Annotated in this window: 11 protein-coding genes; 4 read left to right on the top strand and 7 right to left on the bottom strand. The window is 60.5% G+C overall.

The genetic code is table 11. The features are described from left to right. Nucleotides 1–370 precede the first annotated feature (370 nt). Nucleotides 371–2,251 (top strand): methyl-accepting chemotaxis protein, encoded by a 1,881-nt coding sequence (locus AC1DVF_RS09180; protein WP_477782351.1) that lies wholly within the window; start codon nt 371–373, stop codon nt 2,249–2,251. Nucleotides 2,252–2,398: 147 nt separating this feature from the next. Here AC1DVF_RS09180 and AC1DVF_RS09175 read toward each other — a convergent pair whose 3' ends face one another. Genes AC1DVF_RS09175 through AC1DVF_RS09160 form a run of 4 tightly spaced genes read right to left on the bottom strand, consistent with a single transcriptional unit; the run spans nt 2,399 to nt 7,996 of the window. Continuing rightward, complete coding sequence (locus AC1DVF_RS09175; protein WP_477782350.1) at nt 2,399–2,866, bottom strand: SRPBCC family protein; 468 nt, start codon at nt 2,864–2,866, stop codon at nt 2,399–2,401. 21 nt (nt 2,867–2,887) lie between these two features. Further along, complete coding sequence (locus AC1DVF_RS09170; protein ID WP_477782349.1) at nt 2,888–6,280, bottom strand: amino acid adenylation domain-containing protein; 3,393 nt, start codon at nt 6,278–6,280, stop codon at nt 2,888–2,890. A gap of 13 nt (nt 6,281–6,293) precedes the next feature. Beyond that, nucleotides 6,294–7,223: a diiron oxygenase gene (locus tag AC1DVF_RS09165; RefSeq protein WP_099757654.1), complete on the bottom strand. Its 930-nt coding sequence runs from the start codon at nt 7,221–7,223 to the stop codon at nt 6,294–6,296. After that, nucleotides 7,220–7,996: a DUF3050 domain-containing protein gene (locus tag AC1DVF_RS09160; protein ID WP_460130484.1), complete on the bottom strand. Its 777-nt coding sequence runs from the start codon at nt 7,994–7,996 to the stop codon at nt 7,220–7,222. Before AC1DVF_RS09160 ends, AC1DVF_RS09165 begins: the two co-directional genes overlap by 4 nt. 144 nt (nt 7,997–8,140) lie before the next feature. Here AC1DVF_RS09160 and AC1DVF_RS09155 point away from each other — a divergent pair, with 144 nt between their 5' ends. Continuing rightward, nucleotides 8,141–8,311: a hypothetical protein gene (locus AC1DVF_RS09155; RefSeq protein WP_158561687.1), complete on the top strand. Its 171-nt coding sequence runs from the start codon at nt 8,141–8,143 to the stop codon at nt 8,309–8,311. A gap of 430 nt (nt 8,312–8,741) precedes the next feature. Here AC1DVF_RS09155 and AC1DVF_RS09150 read toward each other — a convergent pair whose 3' ends face one another. Continuing rightward, nucleotides 8,742–9,452 (bottom strand): GntR family transcriptional regulator, encoded by a 711-nt coding sequence (locus tag AC1DVF_RS09150; protein ID WP_093442659.1) that lies wholly within the window; start codon nt 9,450–9,452, stop codon nt 8,742–8,744. 197 nt (nt 9,453–9,649) lie between these two features. Here AC1DVF_RS09150 and lapG point away from each other — a divergent pair, with 197 nt between their 5' ends. Together lapG and lapD are read left to right on the top strand one after the other, a co-directional pair. Further along, nucleotides 9,650–10,342 (top strand): cysteine protease LapG, encoded by a 693-nt coding sequence (gene lapG / locus AC1DVF_RS09145; RefSeq protein WP_095113878.1) that lies wholly within the window; start codon nt 9,650–9,652, stop codon nt 10,340–10,342. Nucleotides 10,343–10,356: 14 nt separating this feature from the next. Further along, entirely contained in the window at nt 10,357–12,303 is a 1,947-nt protein-coding gene (lapD, locus tag AC1DVF_RS09140) for a cyclic di-GMP receptor LapD (protein ID WP_116256705.1), read from the top strand. 587 nt (nt 12,304–12,890) lie between these two features. On the opposite strand, the gene AC1DVF_RS09135 is transcribed toward lapD, so the two are convergent. Next, on the bottom strand, nt 12,891–13,229 hold the full coding sequence (locus tag AC1DVF_RS09135) for a hypothetical protein (protein WP_007918987.1): 339 nt from the start codon (nt 13,227–13,229) through the stop codon (nt 12,891–12,893). Between the two features lie 147 nt (nt 13,230–13,376). Then, nucleotides 13,377–26,312 (bottom strand): retention module-containing protein, encoded by a 12,936-nt coding sequence (locus AC1DVF_RS09130; protein WP_477782348.1) that lies wholly within the window; start codon nt 26,310–26,312, stop codon nt 13,377–13,379. Nucleotides 26,313–26,658: the final 346 nt, after the last annotated feature.

Here is a 26,658-nt window from a genome sequence, read left to right as displayed (position 1 = left end):
ACCCCTGTCTGCTAACGCGGACGGGGGTTTTGTCATTTCAGGATCAGATAAAGAAACGACAAAGCCAGCCCCTGAGACATCAGGGGGCTGGCTTTTTTATGCACAGGAAAAGGGTTGCAGGATTTGAAACTGCCGCCGGAACGTTGCTCCGGAAACACCGTGGCGAACGCTCTGGCACGCCGTTGGGCGGGAATCTGGCAGAAATACCATCCATTTCCTGTATGGCCCTAAGATTTCTCCGACACGTGCCGACAGACTGGTGAGACATGCGTGCACCAAAGTAGAGCGGCTAGTAGAACGCTGCCTGCACTGTACATGGARTGTTGCATCCGGAACGCATCCCCACTTTTGGCATAAGAAGTCCCATGAAATGAATCTCAAGTTCAGCCATAAAATCCTGTTGGCCGCCTCGGGCGTCGTGGTCCTGGCGTTCGCGCTGTTCACCCTCTACAACGACTATCTGCAGCGAAACACCATTCGCCAGAACCTCCAGTCTTCCGTGCAGCAGGCCGGTGATCTGACCGCCAGCAGCGTGCAGAACTGGATGAGCGGGCGGATCCTGGTGCTGGAAAACCTCGCGCAGAACGTTGCCCATCAGGGTAAGGACGCGGACTTCCCGGGCCTGGTCGATCAACCGGCCTTCACCTCGAACTTCCAGTTCACCTACGTCGGTCAAGCCAGCGGTGTGTTCACCCAGCGTCCTGACGCGAAGATGCCGGACGGCTATGACCCGCGTCAGCGCCCTTGGTACAAGCAGGCCGTGGTAGCTGACAAAACCATGCTGACGCCGCCGTACATGGCTGCTGTCGGCGGACTGGTGGTGACCATCGCCATGCCGGTGAAAAAGAACGGTGAACTGCTCGGCGTCGTCGGGGGTGACCTGAGCCTGGAAACCCTGGTGAAGATCATCAACTCGGTGGACTTCGGTGGCCTCGGCCATGCATTCCTGGTTAGCGCCGACGGTCAGGTGATCGTTAGCCCGGACAAGGATCAGGTCATGAAAAACCTGAAAGACATCTACCCAAACACCAGCGTACGCATCGAGAAGGGCAACCAGAACGTGGTGCTCAACGGTCAGGAACGTATTCTGTCGTTTACCCCGGTCAGCGATCTGCCGAATGCGCAGTGGTACATCGGTCTGTCGATCGACCGCGACAAGGCCTACGCAGCACTCAGCCAATTCCGCACCTCGGCACTGATTGCGATGTTCGTGGCCGTGGCGGCCATTGCCTTGCTGCTGAGCCTGTTGATCAATGTGTTGATGCGTCCGCTGACCACCATGGGCCGTGCGATGCAGGATATCGCTCAGGGCGAAGGCGACCTGACCCGCCGCCTGGTGGTCGAGAGCAAAGACGAGTTCGGTGAATTGGGCAGCGCGTTCAACCAGTTCGTTGAGCGTATTCACGCGTCGATTTCCGAAGTGTCTTCCGCCACCCGTCATGTGCATGACTTGTCGCAACGGGTGATGGCATCGTCCAACGCCTCGATCGTCGGTTCTGACGAGCAAAGCGCGCGCACCAACAGCGTCGCTGCGGCGATCAACGAACTGGGTGCCGCCACGCAGGAAATTGCGCGCAATGCCGCCGACGCTTCGCAGCACGCCAGCGGCGCCAGCGAGCAGGCCGATGACGGGCGTCAGGTGGTCGAGCAGACGATTCAAGCGATGACCGAGTTGTCGCAGAAGATCAGCCTGTCGTGCACGCAGATCGAAACCCTGAACGCCAGCACCGACAACATCGGCCACATCCTCGACGTGATCAAAGGGATTTCGCAACAGACCAACCTGTTGGCACTTAACGCCGCGATCGAAGCGGCGCGTGCCGGTGAAGCCGGACGTGGTTTTGCCGTGGTGGCGGACGAGGTGCGAAACCTTGCCCATCGCACCCAGGAGTCGGCGGAAGAGATCCACAAAATGATCACGTCGTTGCAGATTGGTTCGCGGGAAGCGGTGACCACGATGAACGCCAGTCAGGTGTCCAGCGAGCAGAGCGTGGAAGTGGCCAATCAGGCCGGTTTGCGTCTGGTCAGCGTGACTCAGCGCATCGGTGAAATCGACGGCATGAACCAATCTGTAGCCGCGGCCACTGAAGAGCAGACCGCGGTTGTGGAAACCCTCAACGTCGACGTTAACCAGATCAACCTGCTGAATCAGCAGAGCGTGGCTAACCTCAACGAGACGTTGAAGGATTGTGATGCGTTGTCGCAGCAGGCTAACCGTCTGAAGCAATTGGTCGACAGCTTCAAGATCTGATTATTCAGATTGGAGACCGCGTTATCGTTCTTCGCGAGCAAGCTCGCTCCCACAGATTGACCGCATTCCTACAGAAGGAATGCAATCAAAATGTGGGAGCGAGCCTGCTCGCGAAAGCGGTCTGACATTCACCGCAAAGCCGAAGCCTTAAACAAACAGCTTCAGCACATTCCCCATCGCATCATCCGCAAACCCCTGCACAAAATCCTTGAACCCTGGCAGTGCCTCTTCACCGCCCGCAGCCGGCTCGGCAATGATCGTCCACGTCGCCCGAGACTTACCCGCGCCCAGCGATTCGACATTCATCGCCGCCCACAGATTCGCCACCCCCAACGTGTTGTAAATCGTCGTCCAGGTCATGCTCCGCGCGTGCTCATCGCGGGAGTTGAGTTGCTCGACTACCACGTTGCCATCCTTGAAGCATTTCTTGCGCAGCGAGGACACACCCTCGCCGATTGTTTCGATGTGCGACAGCGCCGGAATGAAACGGTCGAATCCGCCGAAATCGCCGACCACCRCCCAGACCTGCGCCGCGTCTGCCGGCACTTCTACCGAAGACACTACGTGGTAGCCATGCGGGTTTTTGATCAGGGTATCGGGTTGCAGAGTGCTCATGGTGTTGCTCCTTTTGTTGGATCAGATGAAGTTGATTTCTTTCAGGTAATCGCAGCCACGACGCAGCAGTGCCGGGGATTTCTGCGGGTAGTGCGCGCCCATCAGATGCACGCCGGCCTCAGCGTTGGCATGGCCAATCAAGGAGATGTCGCCGATGTCTTCTTCGAAGCCGTTGAGGTAGAAACCGAGCACGCCGAACAGCGCGTTGTCGGCATCGACGCGGTTTAGTTGCTGCTGCCAGTCGGCGACGCTGACCAGCGCGAACTCGCTGCCGGTTTCGCGGAACGAAGTGACGTAGGCGTCCCAGCTCAAAGGCTCGGGGTTATGCAGGTTGAACACCGCGCGGTCGGACGAATAACGGCTGGCGTGGAAAGCAATGAAGCGGGCGAGAAAGTCCACCGGCATCAGGTCAAAATTCAGCGCGAAGGCCGGTACCTGGCCGAGCTGAATCGAGCCTTTGAGCATCAGCATCAAACGGTTTTTGTGCGGCTGACAAACGCCGCTCAAGCTGTTGAAACTGATATTGCCGGGGCGATACAGATTGACCCGGACGCCGCGCTCCCGCGCCCGTTCGAGGATGCGTTCGCCGACCCATTTCGACAGGTTGTAGCCGTTGCGAATATAGATCGGTGGGGTCGTGGCGGCTGGCAGTTCCAGCACCCGTCCAGCATCGTCCACCGTGCTGGAAGCCGACAGCGTCGAGACGAAGTTGAAAACCTTTTTGCTCTGCCCTTCGCACAAGCGCAGCAGGGCGAAAATCGGTTCGACGTTGTCCGCCGCCAGCGACTCGTAATCGAGTACGTGATTGACGTTAGCGGCGTTGTGCACCAGTGCGCCGAACTCGCGATCCAGGCGCTGATAGTCGTCGTCATTCAGGCCCAACTGCGGACGCGTAATATCCGCCGCGTAAACCCGCACACGACTCAGATCCAGATGCTCCAGGCGGTTTTCACGCAGTGACTCGGCAAAGCGTTGCGCCGCCGTTTTGCCGCCGCCGTCGCGCACCAGACACGCTACTTCGCTGGCACCCCAACCGAGCAGCGCCTCGACGATGTGCACGCCGACAAAGCTATTGGCGCCGGTGACGATGACTTTATGCACATCACCCATGCGGCTGATCGGCAGTGGCTCGATTTCCAGTGCACGCTCGGCGTCGGCCGTGGCCTGGGCGCTGAGTACGGCGCTGTCATCGGTGCCGCGTACCAGCGTTGCCAGTTTGATGATGGTCGGCAGTTCGATGAAGCGATTGATCGAAATGCTACGCCCGAACTCCTCACGCAAACGCAGCAACATGCGCGAGAGCAGAATCGAGTGGCCACCGAGATTGAAGAAGCTTTCGTCGGTGGAAATGTCGCTGCTCGGCAGCTCCAGCAACTCCGCCCAGATCTCCAGCAACAGCGCTTCATCGGCATTCACCGGCAGGCATTTCGGCGCGTTGCCCTGCACGCTCACTGGCAGTTCCAGCAGTGCTTTGCGATCGACTTTGCCGTTGCTGGCGAACGGCATGCTCGCCAGCTCGGTCCACGCCACCGGTTGCATGTAGTCCGGCAAAAACTGTCTGGCGTGGGCTTTCAGCGCGTCGCGTGCGGTGTCCGATTGCGCTTGTGCGAGGAACGCGAGAATGCGCCGCTGACTGTCGATCACCACCGCCATTTGCCGGTACAACTGGCTCTCGCGCAGGCAGCGCTCGATCTCTTCCGGCTCGACCCGGAAGCCACGGATTTTTACCTGATTGTCGCGCCGCCCGCACAGTTCGATACCGTGCTCGCCCCACCTGGCCATGTCGCCGCTGCGGTAGGCGCGCAGCGTTTGGCCGTCCGGTAATTGCAGGGTCAGATAACGCTCGGCGGTCTGCTGCGGATTGTTCAGATAACCGAGGCAAACACCGGGGCCGACGATGAACAATTCGCCGACGGTGTGCTCCGCCACCGGTTGCAAATCGTCATCGAGAATCAGCACTTGGCTGTTGGCGATTGGTGCCCCGAGGGTACGGTTACTGTCGCCCGGTTTGAGCTGGCGCGCGGTGATCAGTACGGTGGCTTCGGTCGGGCCGTAAAGGTTGTGCAGTGTGCCTTGGCGGGTGAGTTGCTCAATGACAAACGGCTCGCAGACATCGCCGCCGGTCATCACTTGCACGCCTTCCAGTTGCTCCAGCGGCAGGATGCTCAACAGCGCCGGTGGCAGGAATGCGTGGGTCAGGTGTCGGCGGCGGATCAACGCGACCAGTTGCAATGGATCTCGTCGTTGCGTGTCGTCCGGCACCACCAGTTCGGCACCTTCCAGCAGGGTCGGGAAGATGTCGATCAGTGACGAATCGAAGCTCAGCGACGAGAACTGCAAGACCCGACTCTCGGCTCGCAATTGCACGTAATCGGCGTACCACGCGGTGAAGTGCGCGAGGTTGGCCTGACTGAGTAACACGCCTTTCGGATGCCCGGTGGTGCCCGAGGTGTAGAGCGCCATGCACGGTGCATCAAGTTCGGGGCGGCGGCGCATCAGCGGTTGACTGAGATCTGCCTCTGAGCTGTCGATGCGGCTGACGTCCAGCCCCGCCATGGATGCGCTGAGCGAATGCTCGCCATCATGCAGCAACAGCAGCGCGCCAGCGTTTTGCAGAATGTATTGCTGACGCTGTAACGGATGACTCGGTTCCAGCGGCAGATACACCGCGCCGCTGCCCAGGATCGCTAGAATCGAGGCAAACAATGCCGGGCTTTTTGGCAGGCAGATGCCGACCACCCACGGTTTTGGCTGTTGCTCGAGCAAGGGCAGCAAGCGCTGTTGAATCGCACGGCTGTGAGCGTGCAGTTGGCGATAGCTGATCGACTGTTCGGCGATGTGCAGCGCCGGGCGTTCAGCGTGGTGGATCAAGCTTCGTTGCAGGCGCTCGATCACCGGGATCTGCGCCTCTTCCAGCAATGCGGGATTGGCCGTGTCGTTGCGGCGATGGACGTAAGCCAGGCTGTCGAGGAACAGCAGGTTTTCCATTCTCTCGAAATCCGGCGCAGTCACTGACGCGGCCAGCTGCAGATAGTCAGCATCACGGGAGAAGCGGCTGACCAGCAACGCCACTTCATCGACCACCTGCGTCAGCACCCGTTGCCGCAGTGCCTGCCCATTGCCGGACGGCTCATCGCCAATCGGTACGCGGCTGATCAGTGACGAGCCAAGGAAACACAGCAAATCGAGTGTCGGCAAACCGGCAGGGCTCTGCACGCCGACACCCAAACGCAGATGCAGGTGCGGGATCGAGCAGAAATCGCCGGCGCCGATAAAACCATCGTCGATGATCAGATCCACCGTCGATGCACCGGCAGCGCTGCGCTGCAAGGAGTGACCGTGTTGTTCCAGTTCCTGCGCCAGGTCGGTCATCGCCTGGCTGGTGCCAATCAGCAAAATGTCGAGACGTTTCATATCGGCCTCCTCATCAAACCAGATAGTCGCGCAGCGCGTGCTGCACGCAGGGCGCATCGAGCAGCGAGCTGTTGTGGAAGAACTTGACGATGTTGCCCACCAGCGGGTGATGGCGATTGATCGGGAATGCCAGCCCGGCCATCTCGTCCCTGAGCGAACGGCGCGTGGTCTCGCTGACCGGCAGTGCGTCGATCAGGCGCAGGTCGAAGGATTTCTGGATGTCGTTGGTCAGGTAATGGCCGATGAACACCGGCAGAATCTGCGCGATGGTTTCGCGATCCGCCGCGTTGGCGGTGTGCCAATAGATGCGCACCATCCGCGCCCAGAAACTCGAATGGCGACCTTCATCGAGCAAGTGATCGGCCATCAGGCCTTTGATCGACGGCTTGACCGTGTCGTCGCGTGCGAACGCCGCGACATCACCGGTCACGGTGTTTTCGGCGATGGCCACGCAGATTAATTCGACCGCGCTGCGCAGGTGCTCTGGCGCCAGCGCTACTGCCGCAGGAATCGCCCGGCTCAGTTCGATTTCATCGGGGAGCTGAATCGGTTCGATGCCGGTCATCGCCACCGTTTGCTGCATGAAATCCATCGCCACGAGGGCGTGGTAATCCTCGTCGACCACCACGGTCATCGCGTCGTAACGACAGGCAAACGGGAAGGCCACGGCGAAGCGATTCTTGGCGATGCTGCGCGCGGTCTTGTCGACGATCTCGGTCTCGAAAATCACCACGTCGTTGATGAATTTGTACAGCGTCTGCACCAAGGCGAAATCACGCTGCTGCGGGCACTCGCGCAGGAAAGTTTCGCTGAGCACCAGCGGCTGGCGGCTGAGCGGATAGATCAGCCGTTCATCGTCTTCGAGTACGCGTCGCGGACGGGTGCGGATGGTCGCGCGATTCTCCCAGGCGTCGGCAAAGGATTGATAGTCAGCAGCGTTCATTGGGTCACCTCTGCCAACGGCTCGCGCATGCTTACGCGCAGGCCGTCCCACAAGGCGATACGGCTTTCCACGGCGGCAATGGCGCTGGCGTAGACCTCGGCTTCACGTTGCGGGTCGCCGTCGACCAGGCGCTCGAGCAGGTGTTCGGCCGCCGGGCCGTGGTCTTCGGAGTCGACCTCGATGTGCCGTTCGAGGTAATAGCGAAAGGTCGGCGCCTGTTCGATACCGATGCCCCAGTCGTCAAGAATGCGCTGGAACATGGTCGGGATCACGCTCTCGCGACCATGCAGAAACGCCGCCGCCACGCTGTGTCCCGGTGCATGCAGGGCGGTGCGCAAGGTGTCGCGGACAAACTGCGCGGCGGCCGGATCAACCTCGACGCTTTGCAGCGCGACGTCATAGCTCACGCCTTCCTGTTGCAGGGCGACAAAGCGCTCCACGGCTTGGGTACTCGCGCCGATTTCGCGCATTGCGTCCAGGTACAGCTCAAAATGGCTGTAATGCCCTTCGGCCAGGCGATTATCCGACTCTTCGCCGAGAACGATCTCGTTGATCAGTCGGGCGGCGAGAGGATCGCGCGGCGGCAACCACGGTAGTCGGGTGCAGGTCAGCTCCTGCTGCAGGCGTTTGGTCAGCGACATGAAGTCCCACACGGCAAATACATGGGTTTCCATGAAGCGACGCAACACCGATAACGACGTGATCTCGGCAAAGATCGGGTGAATGCTAAGTTCGGCTTTCTTCAGGGCGAGTTGGTGCTTAGTGGGCATCATGATGTCCTTTATCGTTGATATTAAATGGAACTGCTCTGCAACTGCGCAATCAATGAAACTACGACTTACTTGTTTCCTGTCGGCGGACGACAGCCTTCCTTCCTGATAGGTAAGTGCGGATCGATATACCTTTGACATGGCTTCATGTCTGCCCATCAAGCGCTGCTGCTGTACCGCAGGCATTGGGCTGCTGCCGAAGTGAAGGGTGAAGTTCAAACTTGGCGAAGAAAAGCTAATACACCGACAAAGTGTTTAACAAGTATATTTTTAATTATTTTAAGTTTGCTGTTTTTTGAAGTTGAGTTGTTCCAATAAAACTTTCAGGTAAAGTTTTATTTGGGCGTAGTTGCTCCTTTCGGCGAATAACGGCCAAAATTGCTCAAGAAGAGTGAATGCCTCACTCGAAGCAACTTTCCAGTAATAAGAATTGAATGATTTAAAAGGGGCGGAAGTTGGCCGTGACCCCGCGCCATGACTTCCTTTTTCCCGTGGCAAGGCTCCTTCCGTAGGTTCCTGGTGCGGGGACTGCGCCGGCAGGGCGGCGCGTCGCCCGTTCTTTATGGGGTGGCGGCTCAAGAGTGCGGGTAAATTTGCGCCACGGCTATGACCGATTCATCAGCGGCAACGTGCAAATATCGGACTGAACGGCGCAAGGAGGTTAGAGCGGACATGTGGATCCGCCCAGCAGAGGGCTGGCGGATCGCTTGGGGATTTGTAAGCGGGTGATTCGCGGGGCAGTGCGCGCTCAGCGCGCAGCTTGGCGGTTTTGCGCGGCAGGGGTAGCGAGATAACGGGTAATCACTTCGACACCGCGATTGAGGTGCTGCTCGAGGAGTTTGATCGACAGCTCAGTGTCGCGATCCTGCACGGCTTGCAACATCGCCCGGTGATCGTCCTGGGACAATTTGCCCAGGCCCATGGCCTCAAGGTTGAAGCGCAGAAAACGCTCTTCTTCGTTGAGCCCGTCTTCAACCAGTCGCAGTAAGCGTTGGTTGGGCGCCTTGCTGTACAGGGCCATGTGGAACAAACGGTTGAGCCGGCCGATTTCCGTGTAGTCGTGTTGCGCCTCAAGCTCTTCGATGTACCCGGCTGCGCGTGCGTGGTCGGCAGCGGTCAGCAGCGGAATCGATTGCCGCATGGCTTCGGATTCGAGCAGGATGCGCAACTCGTAGGTTTCGGTCGCGTCACCCTGAATCAATGGCGCAACCACTGCACCTTTATGCGTAGTAACGCTCAGCAGTTCTTGGGCTTCGAGCTGGCGCAACGCTTCGCGCACCGGCATGCGGCTGACACCGAAAAGGTCGGCCAGATCCTGCTGGCGCAGCGCCGTGCCACAGGGCAGACGACCGTCGAGGATTGCCGAGCGCAGGGTTTCTTCGATCACCGAACGGGCCAGATGAGCAGGAATCGGTCCATCGACTTTAATGCTGTGCAACGGTTTGGGCTTCTGTGTCACGACTACGCACCCTGTATGTCGGCCTGGTTTGGATCCAAATGACACTAGTGATTGCTCTACGGGTTGTCAAACCTTGTAAAACATCGCTGTGCCAACTGAAGTTTAGCGTGCCGAGTATGATCTCATGGTGCCATTGTTTTTTGTCGGGCTAAGCTTCACCATCAAACGCTTTCCTTCCTGCCCCCTGGAAACCTGCTGTGGCGGTACGTTTCGCGATCCCCCGGACTCTGCGCTGGCTAGGCTGCGCACTGCTGCTGGCCGGCGTCATGCTGGGCGGTCTGCATGCCGATTGGGATTTTTCCACGATCAGCCGCAAAGCCACGGCACTCTACGGGCCGCTGGGTGCCGGGCAGCAGCGCATTGATGCCTGGCAGAATCTGTTGGCCACGCAGAAACAAGTCAGCGAGATGGAAAAGCTCAAAGTGGTGAACCTGTTCTTCAACAAACAGGTGCGCTACGTCGAGGACATCGATCTGTGGCACGAGGTCGATTACTGGGAAACGCCGATCGAGGCGCTGTGGAAGGGCGCCGGCGACTGCGAAGACTATGCGATCGCCAAGTATTTCAGCTTGCGTCATCTTGGGGTTTCCAGTGACAAGCTGCGTATCACCTACGTCAAGGCGTTGCGTCAGAACCGCGCGCACATGGTCCTGACTTACTATGCCACCCCCGATGCCATGCCGCTGGTGCTCGACAGCCTGATCGATCCGATCCAGCCGGCGTCGCAGCGAACCGATTTGCTGCCGGTCTACTCTTTTAATGCTGAAGGGTTGTACCTGCCGGGCGCCAAGGGCAACAAGAAGGTCGGTGACACCAAACGCCTGTCACGCTGGCAGGATGTGTTGAAGAAAATGCAGGCCGAAGGTTTCCCGGTCGAAACGACTAACTAGGAGCATGCGCTCAGATGTCTTTGTTCAAACAGCTGTTGATCGCTATCTGTCTGTTCCTGGTGGTCGCCTTCACCGGCAGCTTCATGGTCAGTCTGGAAAGCTCGCGCACCCAGTACGTCAACCAGTTGCGTTCCCACGCCCAGGACGCCGCGACGGCGCTGGCGTTGTCGCTGACGCCGAATATCGACGATCCGGCCATGGTCGAGTTGCTGGTCAGCTCGATTTTCGACAGCGGTTATTACGCGAGCATCCGCGTGGTCGATCTGAAGACTGACCAGACGATTGTTGAGCGCAACGGCATTCCGGCCGTCACCAATGTGCCGGACTGGTTCGTCAAGCTGATCGGCCTGGAGCCGGCCGGTGGCGACGCGCTGGTCAGCCGTGGCTGGGAGCAGGCGGCGCGAGTCGAGGTGGTCAGCCATCCGATGTTTGCTGTGGCCAAATTGTGGCAGAGCGCGTTGGGCAGCCTTGGCTGGCTGCTGATCTGCGGGGCGATCAGTGCCGTGCTCGGCGCGCTGCTGCTGCGCCGGCAGTTGAAGCCGCTGGATTACATGGTCAAGCAGTCCCACGCCATCGCCCGTCGCGAATTCCTCAGCCTGCCGGAACTGCCGCGCACACCTGAGTTGCGCCGTGTGGTGCAGGCGATGAACCAGATGGTCGAGAAGCTCAAGGCGCTGTTTCAGGAGCAGGCCGAGCGCAGTGAAAAGCTGCGCGCCGAGTCCTATCAGGACAATCTCACGGGGCTTGCCAACCGGCGCTATTTCGAAATGCAGTTGCACAACCGGGTGAGCAACCCGGAGCAGGCCAGTTCCGGTTATCTGCTGCTGTTGCGGGTCAAGGATCTGGCGGGGCTCAATCAGCGTCTCGGTGGCCAGCGCACCGATGAACTGCTGAAAGCAGTTGGCGAGCAACTGTCCCGCGAATGCGCCAAATACCCGGAAACCCAAAACCTCGTCACCCGCATTCGTGGCGGAGAGTTTGCCGTGCTGGCGCCGGGGCTGGTTCGTGAGGAAGCGCTGCAACTGGCGCAGAACCTCGACAGCGCTTTGAGCAGTCTGCACGCCACCGGGGCGACCGATGTGGCTGCCGTGGCGTCGATCGGCCTGGCGCCGTTCACCCACGGTGATTCACCGCAACAAGTACTGACGCTCGGCGATCAGGCGCTGGCGCAAGCTGAAGGTCAGGGCGAGCAGAATTGGGCGTGCATCGATCAGAGCCTGACGGCGGATGTCGGCGACGATCACCATGCCTGGCATCGCTTGCTCGATCAGGCCTTGAGTCAGCAGCGTTTCGAGCTGTATTTCCAGCCGGTGGTCGCCGCCGCAGACACGCAGCTGGTGCTGCATTACAAAGTGCTCTCGCGCCTGCTCGATGATCAGGGCCAGACCATCCCGGCCGGGCGCTTCCTGCCGTGGCTGGAACGCTTCGGCTGGACTGCACGGCTTGACCGCCTGATGCTCGAACGCGTGCTGGAGCAAATGAAAGAGCACGAAGATTCGCTGGCGCTGAATTTGTCCTCGGCGACTCTGGCTGACCCGCAGGCGTTGAACAAAGTCTTCGAGATTCTGCGTGCGCATTCCAACTTGGGCGAGCGTTTGACCCTGGAAATCGGCGAGGAGCAATTGCCCGAACAAGCGGTGCTGGAGCAGTTGACCCGGCGCCTGCGCGAACTCGGTTTCTCTCTGAGCCTGCAACGCTTTGGTGGGCGCTTCAGCATGATCGGCAACCTGGCGCGGCTGGGGCTGGCGTACTTGAAGATCGATGGCAGTTACATTCGTGCGATTGATCAGGAGAGTGACAAGCGTCTGTTTATCGAGGCGATTCAGCGTGCGGCGCACAGCATTGATCTGCCGCTGATTGCCGAGCGGGTCGAGACGGAAGGGGAGTTGTCGGTGATTCGCGAGATGGGCTTGTATGGGGTTCAGGGGCAGTTGTTTGGTGAGCCTCGGCCTTGGCGGTGAGATTGCAAAAGCCACCCTCACCCTAGCCCTCTCCCAGAGGGAGAGGGGACTGATCGTGGGATATTGATGTAATACGCCGACGTGAAAGAGCTCCGCTGAATCCATAATCGATTCGAATTCTCAGGTCGATGTATAGCGCCAGACACCTCGGTCGGCCCCTCTCCCTCACGGGGACTGATTGGGGGATATTCGGGAAGTACGCCGACGTGAACGATTTGCGCTGAATCCATAAACGACTCGATTTCTCAGGTCGATGTATGGCGCCAGACACCTCGGTCGGCCCCTCCCCCTCACGGGGACTGATTGGGGGATGTTCGGGAAGTACGCTGACGTGAACGATTTGCGCTGAATCCATAATCGACTCGAATTCTCTGGTCGATGTATAGCGCCAGACGCCTCGGTCGGCCCCTCTCCCTCACGGGGACTGATTGGGGGATATTCGGGAAGTACGCCGACGTGAACGATTTGCGCTGAATCCATAATCGACCCGGTTTTTCAGGTCGATGTATGACGCCAGACACCTCGGTCAGCTCCCTCTCCCTCGGGGAGAGGGCTGGCGTGAGGGTAGGCTTTTGATACCGGGTGGATCAGATCAACCCGCCCTCATCCTCATCGATCAACTGGCTCAACCCGCCCAACGCCTCACGCGCCTGGGTCCGGTCCATCAGTTTGGCCTGGGCCGCCGGCGGCAGGTCGGTGACGCGGATCACGCCCTTCTGGGTCAGCACCTGAATCAGGTCGTCGAGTACCCGAATCATTTCGAAGTCGCTCTGCTTGAGCTGTTTCAGGCTGGTTTCCACCACTTCATTGGCGAACCAGGCCTGGATTTCATGGCTGTCGGCCGGCAGCGTTTCCGTGGCCTCGGCGTAGGCCGCGGCTTCCACGCGAATCAACAGACCTTGCGCATCGCGTTGCACGTAAAACATTGAGCATCCCTCAGAAATGAACCAGCGTCATGCTGTCAGCAGCATAGCCAACTGTGCGCGAGTATGCGGTGCGGCGACGCGATCGTCACCGGTCCGGTCAGCACAAACGTGACGGCCGCCCGATCGGGGCGGCCGTTTTGTTCACGATCAGCTGTTGTTGTGGTCGACCTTGATGGTCGGGTCGCTGCCGGCAATCAGGTTGTGAATGTTGGCGCTCGACCAGTTGTTGCCTTCCAGTTTGATCGTCACGTCCGGGGTTGCCGCCGCAGCGTCGCCGGAGTTGAACTTGCCCGCCGAGCTGACTTGCAGCGACGACGTGCCGTCGACCGTAGTGATCTTCAGGAAGTTGTCGATGGTGCTGCCGGTCTCGCCCTGCAACAGATCACGCAAGTCGATGCGGTCACCTTCGCTGGCGTTGAAATCCTTGATCACGTCGTTGCCGGTGTCGCCCGCCTTCCAGACGAAGGTGTCGGCACCCGAACCACCGATGAGGATGTCATTACCCTGACCGCCGATCAGCGTGTCGTTGCCGGTGCCGCCGAGCAGGATGTCATTGCCTTTGCCGCCATCGAGCAGGTCGTTGCCGCCCGAGCCGAACAGGATGTCATTGCCCGCGCCGCCCAGCAGTGTGTCGTTGCCGTCATGCGCACCGGAGACATCGAACGCCTGATAGTGCTCGGTGATGTACTGGTGCACGTTGCTGGTGGTGACTTTGCTGACATCGACCCCGGTTTCCTTGGCAACGAACGCCTGCATCGCTTGATAACCCTCGCCGGCAATGCCGTTGAAGCTCACCAGATCGCCGAACAGGATGTCGTTGCCGTCGCCACCGCTGACGGTGTCGTTGCCCGGCAGCGTCGCCTCGGTGTGGCCGATGATCGAGTTGGCCAGATCCTTCGGATCGATGTTGGTCTGCGGCGTTTTATCCGAATCGTACGGCTTCAGATCGTTGAGGCTGACGCCGCTGTTGAGGCCGATGGCTTCGACGTTCGACAGGCCGCTGAGCAAGGTGAAGCTGCTGTTGGAGTTGGTAGTGGTGTAGTAATCGGTGCTGCTACCACTGCCCGCCAGGCCGGAGAACTCATAGGTGCCGTCGCCCTGGGCGTGCAGCGTACCGAAGTTCTGATACGACCAATTGCCGCCCGATTTGGTCCAGACCGTCACCGAGCCGTTCGCGCTGATATCAATCTGGTGCGAGCTGTCCGGGTACAGGCTGACCGCTGTCCCCAACTTATAGTTGGTGGTGGTGATCAGGCTATCGAGGGTTTTGTTGCCGTACAGGTACGGGTTGGTCGACTCGCCGGTCTGGTAGTAGGTCGGCTGGCCGTCGGTGATGAAGTACGTGAGGTTTTTCGCCCCGGTGTTGGCCACGGCTTCCGCGCTCTGGAAGAAGTTGGCCGTGGTCTTGAACACGTCTTCATAGTTGGTGCCGCCGCCGGACGCCATCGAGTCCAGTACCGCTTTGAGCTTGGTCAGCGCGTTCGGGTCATTGAGGTTCACCGACACCGACTTGTTGACCTGGGTATCGAAGTCCACCAGGAAGATGTTCACCGTACCTGAGTTGCTGCCGCCCAGGCTCTGCTTGAGGGTGTTGAACACCGATGTCAGCGAGTCTTTGGCCGCGTTGAGCGACGACGCGGTCATGCTGCCAGAGCTGTCGACCATGAACGCGATGTTGTAGTTGGTGCCCGGCACCACGGTCAGACCACCGATGTCGGCGACCATGATGTCGTTGCCATCGGTGCCGCTGAAGGTGTCGTCACCCGAAGTCGCGACAATGGCGTTGTAGACCGCCGGCACCACGGTGACCGGAATGGTCGCGGTGCTGCTGGCCGAGCCGCCGACCATCTCGGTGGAGGTCGAGGTCACGGTCAGGTTGAACTGGCCGTTGTAGTACGGCGGCGGGGTCACGGTCAGGCTGCCGAGGTTCYAGCCGGTGACGTTGGCGTCGCCGCTGCTGGCGGTGACGGTGAAGGTATGGCCCGCGCCATCGCTGAGCACCGAGCCGACTGGCGCGCCGCTGATCTTCACGCTCAGGGTTTCCGAGCCGTCGGTATCAGTCAGTGCGGTGGTGATTGCCGACAGTTTCACCGTGGTGCCTTCGGCGCCGGTGTTGAGTTTATAGCCGTCGTAATAGCCTTCGCCGTTGCTGCCGTGCAGATCGGAGACGGTCACGCCCGAATTCACCAGATCCTGCACGCCGGTGTAGATCGGTACGCCAGCGCTGCTCAGGTCGATCGGCGTGCTGCCGTTGACCGACAGGTTGACGTCGTAGCTGCCCGGGCCGCTCTGATTGTGGTGGTAGATATCCAGTGTGTAGTAGCCGCTGGTGGTCGGGGTGAACGAACCGCTGATCGCACCGCCCGCGCCCCAGGTACCCGAAGCCACGCTCTTGCCGCCAATGGTGATCAGCAGGCTGTCGTCGGCAACACCACTGAAGGAATAGGTTTTGCCGGCTTCCAGGTAGATCAGGCCCGAAGTTTTCGAAGCGGTGCCGGCGGCCACACTGCCGTCCGACTGCACGTTAGTCACGTTGCCGCTGCTGTTCGGGGTGCCGGCGCCGTCGATCACGTTTTTCAGGGTGGTCGAGTTCGCACCGCTACCGTCGGTACCCAGACCTGACAGACCGGTCCAGACTTCTTTGATCAAACCGGTCGACTTCACGCTGTTGTCGGCCACGCTCACGGTCGGCGCATCCGCTACCGGGGTGATGTCGATCTTCACGGTGCCGGTGTTGCCCAGCAGTTGACCGTCGGTTGGCTGGAACTTGATCTGCGCGTAGTCCGCCTGATTGTTGCCCAGGCCGCTGCCGCTGTAACCGTTGACGCCCGACTCGTTGGCATCCGGCAGGAAGCGCAGCTTGCCCGCGTCGATGTCAGCCTTGCTGAAGGTCTGGTTGTTGGCGACGTCCTTCCAGGTCGAGCCGTCCAGGTACTGCAGTTTGCCTTCGCCCGGCAGTTGGGTAATTTTGATGCCGAGGCTGTTGGCCGGGCTGTCGACGTCAGTTACGCCGAAAGTCGACCAGCCGAGTACCAGCGGCGTGTCTTCGGTGCCGGTGACATTGCTCGGTGCAGCAACCGGAGCGTCGTTGACCGCCACCACGTTGACCGTGGTGGTCGCGGTGTTGGAGTAATTGCCGCCATCGGTCACGGTCACGGTGATGATCCGCGGCACGGTGCTCGGGTTTTCACTGCTATTGGTGAAGCTGATGTTCTTGATGGCCTGCATGTAATCAGCCAGCGTCGCGTTGCCCGACAAGGTCAGGGTCACGGTGCCGTTGGTGCTGTTGGCATTGATGGTGATGCCGTTGACGCTGTTGCCCAGGTTCAGCGCATCGCCGTCCTGACGGTTGGTCAGGACTACAGTGGCGCCGGTGAGCATGGTGCTGTCCGGGTCGGTGATGCTGATGTCAGTGTCGGCAATCGACACACCCGCGCCCGGGGTGTTTTCGGTGAAAGTCACCTTGTAGTCGGCACCGGTGGCGCCGCTGGAGTTGTTGGCATCCAGGTCGAGCACGGGCGGCGCATCGTTGTCGATGATCGACGTGCTGACGCTGCCATTGGTGCTGCTGACCGCGAGGTTCTCGAAGTTGCCGCCGGTGGCCGAATCGATCTTGACCACGAAGTTCTCGGTGCCTTCGGTGATCTTGTCATCGATGGTCGCGACGTTGAACTGCGCGCTGCTCGCACCGGCCGGGATCTTCACGGTGTACACGCCGGTGAAGTCCGAACCGTCGGCGGCGGTGCCGCTGTAGACGATTTTCAGGGTCACTTCGGTTTGCGCCGGGTGGTTCAGGCTGACCGTGTAGCTGGCGGTCTGGCCTTCGGTCACCGAGCTGCTGCCAGTGATGCTGACCGTGGTGGTATCGACCGTGTCGGTGACGTTGGTCACGGCTGGCGTGTTGTTGGTCACCAGATTTTCGAAGCTGCCGCCGCTGGTGCCGGTGATGGTCGCCTGCACGGTGCCGGCGTCTTTGTAGACGTCATCGGCCGGAGCCGGAACGGTCACGGTGCCAGTGGTTTTGCCGGCGTCGATGGTGATCACCGAACCGTTGCTGAGGGTCACGGTGACTGGCGAGCCAGCGGCGTTGGTCAGGGTCGCGGTGTAGGTGATCTGGCCACCTTCGGCCACGGTGCCGGTCGCGGACAGCGTCAGGTTGGTGGTATCGACGGTGTCAGTGACGGTAGTCGAAACCGGAGTCTTGTCGGCGACCAGGTTCTCGTAGTTGCCGCCCGTGACGTTGGTGATCGAGTTGGTCAGCGGTGCGTGACCAGTCAGTGCGTCGTTTGGCGCGGTAGTGGTCGCGGTGCCAGTGGTCTGGCCGACGCCGATGGTAATGGTCTGACCGTTGGCCAGCGTTACAACCACAGGCGAACCGGTCACCGGAGCACCGACGGTCGCGGTGTAGACGACGTTGCCGCCCTCTGCCGCTGTGCTGGTAGCTGTCAGTTTCACAGTGGTGGTGTCGATGGTGTCGGTGACGCTGGTGATTGCCGGCGTGGTACTTGGCACGAGGTTTTCGAAGTTGCCACCGGTGGCGGTGCTGATGGTCGCCTGCACGGTGCCGGCATCTTTGTAGACGTCGTCAGCCGGGGCTGGAACGGTCACGGTGCCGGTGGTTTTACCGGCGTCGATGGTGATCACGGCGCCGTTGCTCAGCGTCACGGTCACTGGCGAGCCAGCGGCGTTGGTCAGGGTCGCGGTGTAAACAATCGAACCGCCTTCAGCGACCGAATTGGTAGCACTGAGCGACAGATTGGTCGTGTCGACAGTGTCGGTCACGTTGGTGCTGACGGGCGTCTTGTCGGCCACGAGATTTTCGTAGTTTCCGCCGGTCACGTTGGTGATCGAGTTGGTCAGTGGCGCATGACCGGTCAATGCATCGTTTGGCGCTGCGGTGGTCGCGGTGCCGGTGGTCTGTCCCACGCCGATGGTAATGGTCTGACCGTTGGCCAGGGTCACCACAACTGGCGAACCAGTGACCGGAGCACCAACAGTGGCGGTGTACGTGACGTTGCCACCCTCAGCTGTCGACTCTGTTGCTGTCAGTTTGACAGTGGTGGTGTCGATCGTGTCGGTAATGCTGGTCACGGCCGGCGTAGTGCTAGGCACCAGATTTTCGAAGTTGCCACCGGTGGCGGTGCTGATGGTCGCCTGCACGGTGCCCGCATCTTTGTAGACGTCGTCGGCCGGGGCTGGAACGGTCACGGTGCCAGTGGTTTTACCGGCGTCGATGGTGATCACGGCGCCGTTGCTCAGTGTCACGGTGACTGGCGAACCAGCCGCATTGGTCAAGGTCGCGGTGTAAACAATCGAACCGCCTTCAGCGACCGAATTGGTCGCGCTGAGCGACAGATTGGTGGTGTCGACGGTGTCGGTCACGTTGGTGCTGACGGGCGTCTTGTCGGCCACGAGATTTTCGTAGTTTCCGCCGGTCACGTTGGTGATCGAGTTGGTCAGCGGCGCATGACCGGTCAATGCATCGTTTGGCGCAGCGGTGGTTGCGGTGCCCGTAGTCTGGCCAACACCGATGGTGATGGTTTGACCATTGGCCAACGTCACGACAACTGGCGAGCCGGTAACCGGTGCGCCGACAGTCGCGGTGTAGACAACATTGCCGCCTTCAGCCGCCGACTCGGTGGCCGTGAGTTTGACGGTGGTGGTGTCGATGGTGTCGGTGACGCTGGTCACGGCTGGCGTCGTGCTCGGCACCAGATTTTCGAAGTTGCCACCGGTGGCGTTGCTGATCGTCGCCTGCACGGTGCCGGCATCTTTGTAGACGTCGTCGGCCGGGGCTGGAACGGTCACGGTGCCAGTGGTTTTACCGGCGTCGATGGTGATCACGGCGCCGTTGCTCAGTGTCACGGTGACTGGCGAGCCAGCGGCGTTGGTCAGCGTTGCGGTGTAAACAATCGAGCCACCCTCGGCCACGCTACCGGTCGCGCTCAGCGACAGGTTGGTGGTGTCGACAGTGTCGGTGACATTGGTCGAAACCGGGGTCTTGTCGGCCACCAGGTTCTCGTAGTTGCCGCCAGTGACATTGGTGATCGAGTTGGTCAGCGGTGCGTGGCCAGTCAGTGCGTCGTTTGGCGCGGTAGTGGTCGCGGTGCCAGTGGTCTGGCCGACGCCGATGGTAATCGTCTGACCGTTGGCCAGGGTAACGACAACCGGCGAGCCGGTGACTGGCGCGCCGACAGTCGCGGTGTAGGTGACGTTGCCACCTTCAGCTGCCGACTCTGTCGCTGTCAGTTTGACGGTGGTGGTGTCGATGGTATCGGTGACTTCGGTCACGGCCGGCGTCGTGCTCGGCACCAGGTTTTCGAAGTTGCCACCGGTAGCGGTGGAGATCGTCGCTTCAACCTTGCCGGCGTCTTTGTAGACGTCGTCGGCCGGGGCTGGAACGGTCACGGTGCCAGTGGTTTTGCCGGCGTCGATGGTAATCACCGCGCCGTTCGACAGGGTCACGGTCACTGGCGAGCCAGCAGCGTTGGTCAATGTCGCGGTATAGATGATCGAACCGCCTTCGGCCACAGAACCGGTCGCACTGAGCGACAGGTTGGTGGTGTCGACGGTGTCGGTGACCGTGGTCGAAACCGGGGTCTTGTCGGCAACCAGATTTTCGTAGTTGCCGCCAGTGACACCGGTGATCGCGTTGGTGATCGGCGCGTGGCCGGTCAGGGCATCGTTCGGTGCGGTGAAGGTTACGGTGCCGGTGGTTTTGCCGACTTCGATAGTGATGTTCTGACCGTTGGCCAGGGTCACCACAACCGGCGAGCCTGTCACAGGCGCCCCGACTGTCGCGGTGTAAGTGACGGTGCCCCCTTCAGCGGCGGTCTCGGTCGCCGTCAGTTTCACGGTCGAGGTGTCGATGGTGTCAGTCACTTCGGTGACGGCTGGAACAGTGCTCGGCACCAGGTTTTCGAAGTTGCCACCGGTAGCGGTCGAAATCGTCGCTTCGACTTTTCCGGCGTCTTTGTAGACGTCGTCAGCCGGAGCTGGAACTGTCACGGTGCCGCTGGTTTTGCCGGCTTCGATGGTGATTACCGCGCCGTTCGACAGGGTCACCGTGACTGGCGAGCCTGCAGCGTTGGTCAGGGTTGCGGTGTAAACAATCGAACCACCCTCGGCCACAGAACCCGTGGCGCTGAGCGACAGGTTAGTGGTGTCGACAGTGTCGGTGACATTGGTCGAAACCGGTGTCTTGTCGGCAACCAGATTTTCGAAGTTACCACCGCTCACCTCAGTGATCGCATTGGTCAGCGGCGTGTGGCCGGTCAATGCATCGTTCGGTGCGGTGGTGGTCGCGGTGCCGGTGGTCTGGCCAACACCAATGGTGATGGTCTGACCGTTAGCCAGGGTCACGACCACAGGGGAACCGGTCACTGGCGCGCCGACGGTTGCGGTGTAAGTCACGCTGCCACCCTCAGCCGCCGACTCGGTCGCGGTGAGCTTGACGGTGGTGGTGTCGATGGTATCGGTGACGTTGGTCACGGCCGGCACAGTGCTCGGCACCAGATTTTCGAAGTTACCGCCCGTTGCATCCTTGATCGTCACTTCGACCTTGCCGGCGTCTTTGTAGACGTCATCGGCAGGCGCTGGAACGGTTACGGTGCCGGTGGTTTTGCCGGCTTCGATAGTGATCACCGAACCGTTCGACAGGGTCACGGTCACCGGGGTGCCGGCCGGGTTGGTCAGCGTCGCGGTGTAAACGATCGAACCGCCTTCAGCCACCGAATCGGTTGCGGTCAGGTTCAGGTTGGTGGTGTCGGTGGTGTCCGAAACCGCGGTGTCGGCGGACTTGCCGTCGACCGCGAGTTTTTCGTAGTTGCCACCGGTAGCGCCGTCGATGGTTACGCTCAGCGAGCTGCCACCAGCCAGTGGGCTGTTCGGTGCAACGAAGTTCACCGAACCGGTGGTTTCACCGACAGCGATGGTAATGGTCTGGCCGTTGGACAGGGTCAGGACAACCGGTGAGCCAGTCACTGGCGCGGTCACGGTCGCGGTGTAGACCACGGTTTCGCCTTCAGCGACGTTCGCCGTGGCGGTCAGCGACACGGTGGAGGTGTCGATGGTGTCGTTGACGGTGGTGACGGCCGGAGTAGTGCTGGTGACGAGGTTTTCGAAGTCGCCACCGGTCGCGCCCTTGATGGTCGCTTCAACGGTACCGGCATCTTTGTAGACGTCATCTTTCGGCGCGTCGACGGTGACGGTGCCGGTGGTTTTGCCGGCGTCGATGGTGATCACGGCACCGTTCGACAGAGTCACGGTGACTGGCGAACCAGCGGCGTTGGTCAGGGTCGCGGTGTAGGTGATCTGGCCGCCTTCGTTCACCGAACCGGTCGCGGTCAGCGACAGGTTGGTGGTGTCGACGGTGTCGGTGACGGTGGTGCTGACCGGGGTTTTGTCAGCCACGAGGTTTTCGTAATTGCCGCCGGAAACGTCGGTGATCGCGTTGGTCAGTGGAGCGTGGCCAGTCAACGCATCGTTTGGCGCGGTGGTGGTCACGGTGCCGGTGGTTTTACCCACTTCGATGGTGATGTTCTGACCGTTGGCCAGGGTCACCACAACCGGCGAACCGGTCACCGGTGCACCGACCGTGGCGGTGTAGGTGACGGTGCCACCTTCAGCCGCCGACTCGGTGGCGGTCAGTTTGACCGTCGAAGTGTCGATGGTGTCAGAGACGTCGGTAACGGCTGGGTTGGTGCTCGGAACGAGGTTCTCGAAGTTGCCGCCAGTGGCGTCCTTGATCGTGACTTCAACTTTGCCGGCGTCTTTATAGACGTCATCGGCGGGCGCAGCGACGGTGACGGTGCCAGTGGTTTTACCCGCCTCAATGRTGATCACGGCGCCGTTGGACAGGGTAACGGTGACTGGCGTGCCGGCCGGATTGGTCAGTGTTGCGGTGTAAACGATCGAACCGCCTTCAGCCACGGTGTCGGTCGCAGTCAGCGACAGGTTGGTGGTGTCGACAGTGTCAGTAACAGTGGTCGAAACCGGGGTCTTGTCGGCAACGAGGTTCTCGTAGTTACCACCGCTCACATCAGTAATCGCGTTGGTCAGCGGCGTGTGGCCAGTCAGCGCATCGTTTGGTGCAGTGGTAGTCACGGTGCCGGTGGTTTTGCCGACTTCAATAGTGATGTTCTGACCATTGGCCAGAGTCACGACCACCGGCGAACCGGTCACCGGTGCGCCAACAGTGGCGGTGTAAGTGACGGTGCCACCTTCAGCGGCAGTCTCGGTGGCGGTCAGTTTGACCGTCGAGGTGTCGATGGTATCGGTTACGTCAGTGACAGCCGGAACGGTGCTTGGCACCAGGTTCTCGAAGTTGCCGCCAGTCGCGTCCTTGATGGTGACTTCGACTTTGCCGGCGTCTTTGTAGACGTCATCGACGGGCGCCGGAACGGTCACGGTGCCAGTGGTTTTGCCAGTCTCGATGGTGATCACCGAGCCGTTCGACAGGGTCACGGTAACAGGCGAACCTGCGGCATTGGTCAGGGTCGCGGTGTAAGTGATCTGGCCGCCTTCAGTCACGGTGCCCGTCGCGCTCAGGGTCAGGTTGGTGGTGTCAGTGGTGTCGGTGACCGTGGTGCTGACCGGCGTTTTGTCGGCAACGAGATCTTCGTAGTTGCCGCCGCTCACGCCTGTGATCGCGTTGGTGATCGGCGCGTGGCCAGTCAGCGCATCGTTTGGTGCAGTGGTGGTCACGGTGCCGGTGGTTTTGCCGACTTCAATGATGATGTTCTGACCATTGGCCAGAGTCACGACCACAGGCGAACCGGTCACTGGCGCGCCGACAGTGGCGGTATAGGTGACGGTGCCACCTTCAGCGGCCGTCTCGGTGGCGGTCAGTTTCACCGTCGAGGTATCAACGGTATCGGTCACGTCGGTGACGGCAGGAACGGTGCTTGGCACTAGGTTCTCGAAGTTGCCGCCAGTCGCGTCCTTGATCGTGACTTCGACTTTGCCGGCGTCTTTGTAGACGTCATCGGCTGGCGCTGGAACGGTCACGGTGCCAGTGGTTTTGCCGGCCTCGATGGTGATCACCGAGCCGTTCGACAGGGTCACGGTAACAGGCGAACCTGCGGCATTGGTCAGGATCGCGGTGTAAGTGATCTGGCCGCCTTCAGCCACGGTGCCCGTCGCACTCAGCGTCAGGTCGGTGGTGTCAGTGGTGTCGGTGACGGTGGTGCTGACGGGGGTTTTGTCGGCCACGAGGTTTTCGTAATTGCCGCCGGAAACGTCGGTGATCGCGTTGGTCAGCGGAGCCTGGCCAGTCAGTGCATCGTTTGGCGCAGTGGTGGTCACGGTGCCGCTGGTTTTGCCGACTTCAATGGTGATGTTCTGGCCGTTGGCCAGGGTCACGACCACGGGCGAGCCGGTCACCGGCGCGCCGACAGTGGCGGTGTAAGTGACGGTGCCGCCTTCAGCGACCGAGGTGTCAGCCGTCAGCTTTACGGTCGACGTGTCGATGGTATCAGTCACTTCGGTAACGGCTGGCGTGGTGCTCGGGACCAGGTTCTCGAAATTACCGCCAGACACATCCTTGATGGTGACTTCGACTTTGCCGGCGTCTTTGTAAACGTCATCAGCTGGCGCCGGAACAGTCACGGTGCCAGTGGTTTTACCCGCGTCGATGGTGATCACCGAACCGTTGCTCAGGGTCACGGTAACGGGCGTGCCGGCCGGATTGGTCAGCGTCGCGGTGTAAACGATCGAACCACCCTCGGCCACGGAACCGGTGGCGCTCAGCGACAGGTCGGTGGTGTCGGCGACATCGGTAACAGTGGTCGATACCGGGGTCTTGTCGGCAACCAGATCTTCGTAATTACCACCGGAAACACCGGTGATCGAGTTGGTCAGCGGCGCATTGCCGGTCAACGCATCGTTAGGGGCAGTGGTGGTCACGGTGCCGCTGGTTTTGCCGACTTCGATGGTGATGTTCTGACCGTTGGCCAGGGTCACGATCACTGGCGAGCCAGTCACCGGCGCACCGACGGTGGCGGTGTAAGTGACGGTGCCGCCTTCAGCCACCGAGGTGTCAGCCGTCAGTTTCACGGTCGACGTGTCGATGGTGTCGGTCACTTCGGTCACGGCTGGAGCGGTGCTTGGCACCAGGTTCTCGAAGTTGCCGCCGGAAGCGTCCTTGATGGTCACTTCAACTTTGCCGGCGTCTTTRTAGACGTCATCGRCKGGCGCCGGAACGGTCACGGTGCCAGTGGTTTTGCCTGCCTCGATGGTGATCACCGAGCCATTGCTCAGGGTCACGGTGACTGGGGTGCCGGCAGGATTGGTCAGGGTCGCGGTGTAAACAATCGAACCACCTTCGGCCACGGTCCCGGTTGCCGTCAGCGACAGGTTGGTGTCGTCGATCGAGTCGGTAATGGTGGTGGTCGCTGGCGTCGTGTTCGGCACCAGATTTTCGAAGTTGCCGCCGGTAGTACCGGTGATGGTGGTGCTGACGGTGCTGCCATTGTTGTAAACGTCGTTGGCCGCAGTCGGCACGTTGACGGTGCCGGTGGTCTGGCCGGCGTCAATGGTGATGGTCGAGCCGTTCGACAGGGTGATCGTTACCGGAGTCTGCGCAGCATTGGTCAGCGTCGCGGTGTAGGTGATCTGGCCGCCTTCGACGACCGTACCGGTGGCGGTAAGGCTCACGCTGGTGGTGTCGATCGAATCGGTAACGGTGGTGGTCGCAGGCGTAGTGTTCGGCACCAGGCTTTCAAAATTGCCGCCAGTGGCGCCGGTAATGGTGGTGCTGACGGTGCCGCCATTGTTGTAGACGTCATTGGCCGCCGTCGGCACGTTGACGGTGCCGGTGGTCTGCCCAGCCTCAATGGTGATGGTCGAACCGTTCGACAGGGTGACCGTTACCGGGGTTTGCGCCGGGTTGGTCAGAGTCGCGGTGTAGGTGATCTGGCCGCCTTCGACCACTGTGCCGGTGGCGGTCAGGGTCAGATTAGTGGTGTCGATCGAATCGGTGATGGTGGTCACCGCTGGCGTCGGGTTCGGCACCAGGTTTTCGAAGTTGCCGCCAGTCGCACCGGTAATCGTCGTGGTGACAGTGCTGCCGTTGTTATAGACGTCGTTGGCCGGGGTCGGCACGTTGACGGTGCCGCTGGTCTGGCCGGCGCCGATGGTGATGGTCGAGCCGTTCGACAGGGTGACGGTCACCGGGGTTTGCGCCGGGTTGGTCAGGGTCGCGGTGTAAGTGATCTGCCCGCCTTCGGTGACACTCGGCCCAGCCGTCAGGGTGACGGTGGTGGTGTCGATGGTGTCAGTGACCTGGGTTGTGGCCGGAGTGGTCGGCGGGGTCACGGTGATGCCATTGCCGCCGGTGGTGCCGGTGACGGTCACGTCGATCTGGGTCGGGTCGTTGTAAACGGTATCGTTCGGCGCCAGCGGCACATTGACGGTGCCAGTGGTTGCGCCTGCCGGAATCACAATCACCGCGCCGTTGGACAGGGTGATGGTCAGGTCGGTCAGCGGCGCCTGGGTCAGGGTCGCGGTGTACACCAGCACGCCGCCGGCTTCGGTGATGGATGGCGTGGCGCTGAGGCTCAGGGTCGAATCACGCAAGGCGTTGGTGGTGGTGTCTGTGGTCTGGCCGCCGGTGATGTTTTGCGCGGCTTGTCCGCCAGCGTTGATGCCTGCAGTCGGGAAACCAATGGTCGGGTCAACGCGGCCAGCGGTGGCGTCGAGCATGACGAAGCTGTGACCACCACCGGCGGCACCGCCCGTGCCTGCGGCACTCGGGCCGGCAGCAGTGGCGTCCAGCGCGGTGGTCGGGTCGACACCGGCGGCGATGGCTTGCTGCAGTTCGGCTACCGACGGCGCTGCCTGCGCAGTGGCCTCGGCCAGGTCAGTGCTGGAGTCAGGCGCGTTTGCGCTCCACTGAGTCTCACGGCCCAGATCGAGGGTGCGGCCATCAGCCAACTCAAGCGACACGGCGCCGGAGAGGCCGGTGTCGATCTGGTCACCCACGAACAGGCGATCGCCTTCAACGAGTACGCGACGTACACCCTCAGGGGAGACTACAAATACCTGACCGACAATGCTTTTGACGATGGCAACAACACTGCTCATTGAAGACTCTCCGGGGTGTCACGTTCAGTTGACTTCCATAGACCTGATGGCTTTTGGCGCCGACTCAGTCTGGACGTACTTTTAAAATTTGCGAATCAAGTTTGACGCATCTAATCGTCAATAATTTGGCTATATTCTTTCGCTATTAACTTTATGCCAAACTATTGACCTTCTGGGTGCCATCCTAAACAATCGCCCCACTAATGTCACATTGATATTTCCGCGGCGACCTGTCCTTTAGCGTGTGATCCAGTTCCTGTTTTGAACTTTCCGACATACGGTCAATCTGGTTGCCATCATCCGACGCAGCGCCACGTTTTGCTGTGATTCAAGACAAGAAGTTCTG

It is taken from the genome of Pseudomonas sp. P4_D7 (genome assembly GCF_056401755.1).
Note: the sequence above shows the minus strand (reverse complement) of the source record. Positions and strands in the feature narration are given on the sequence as shown.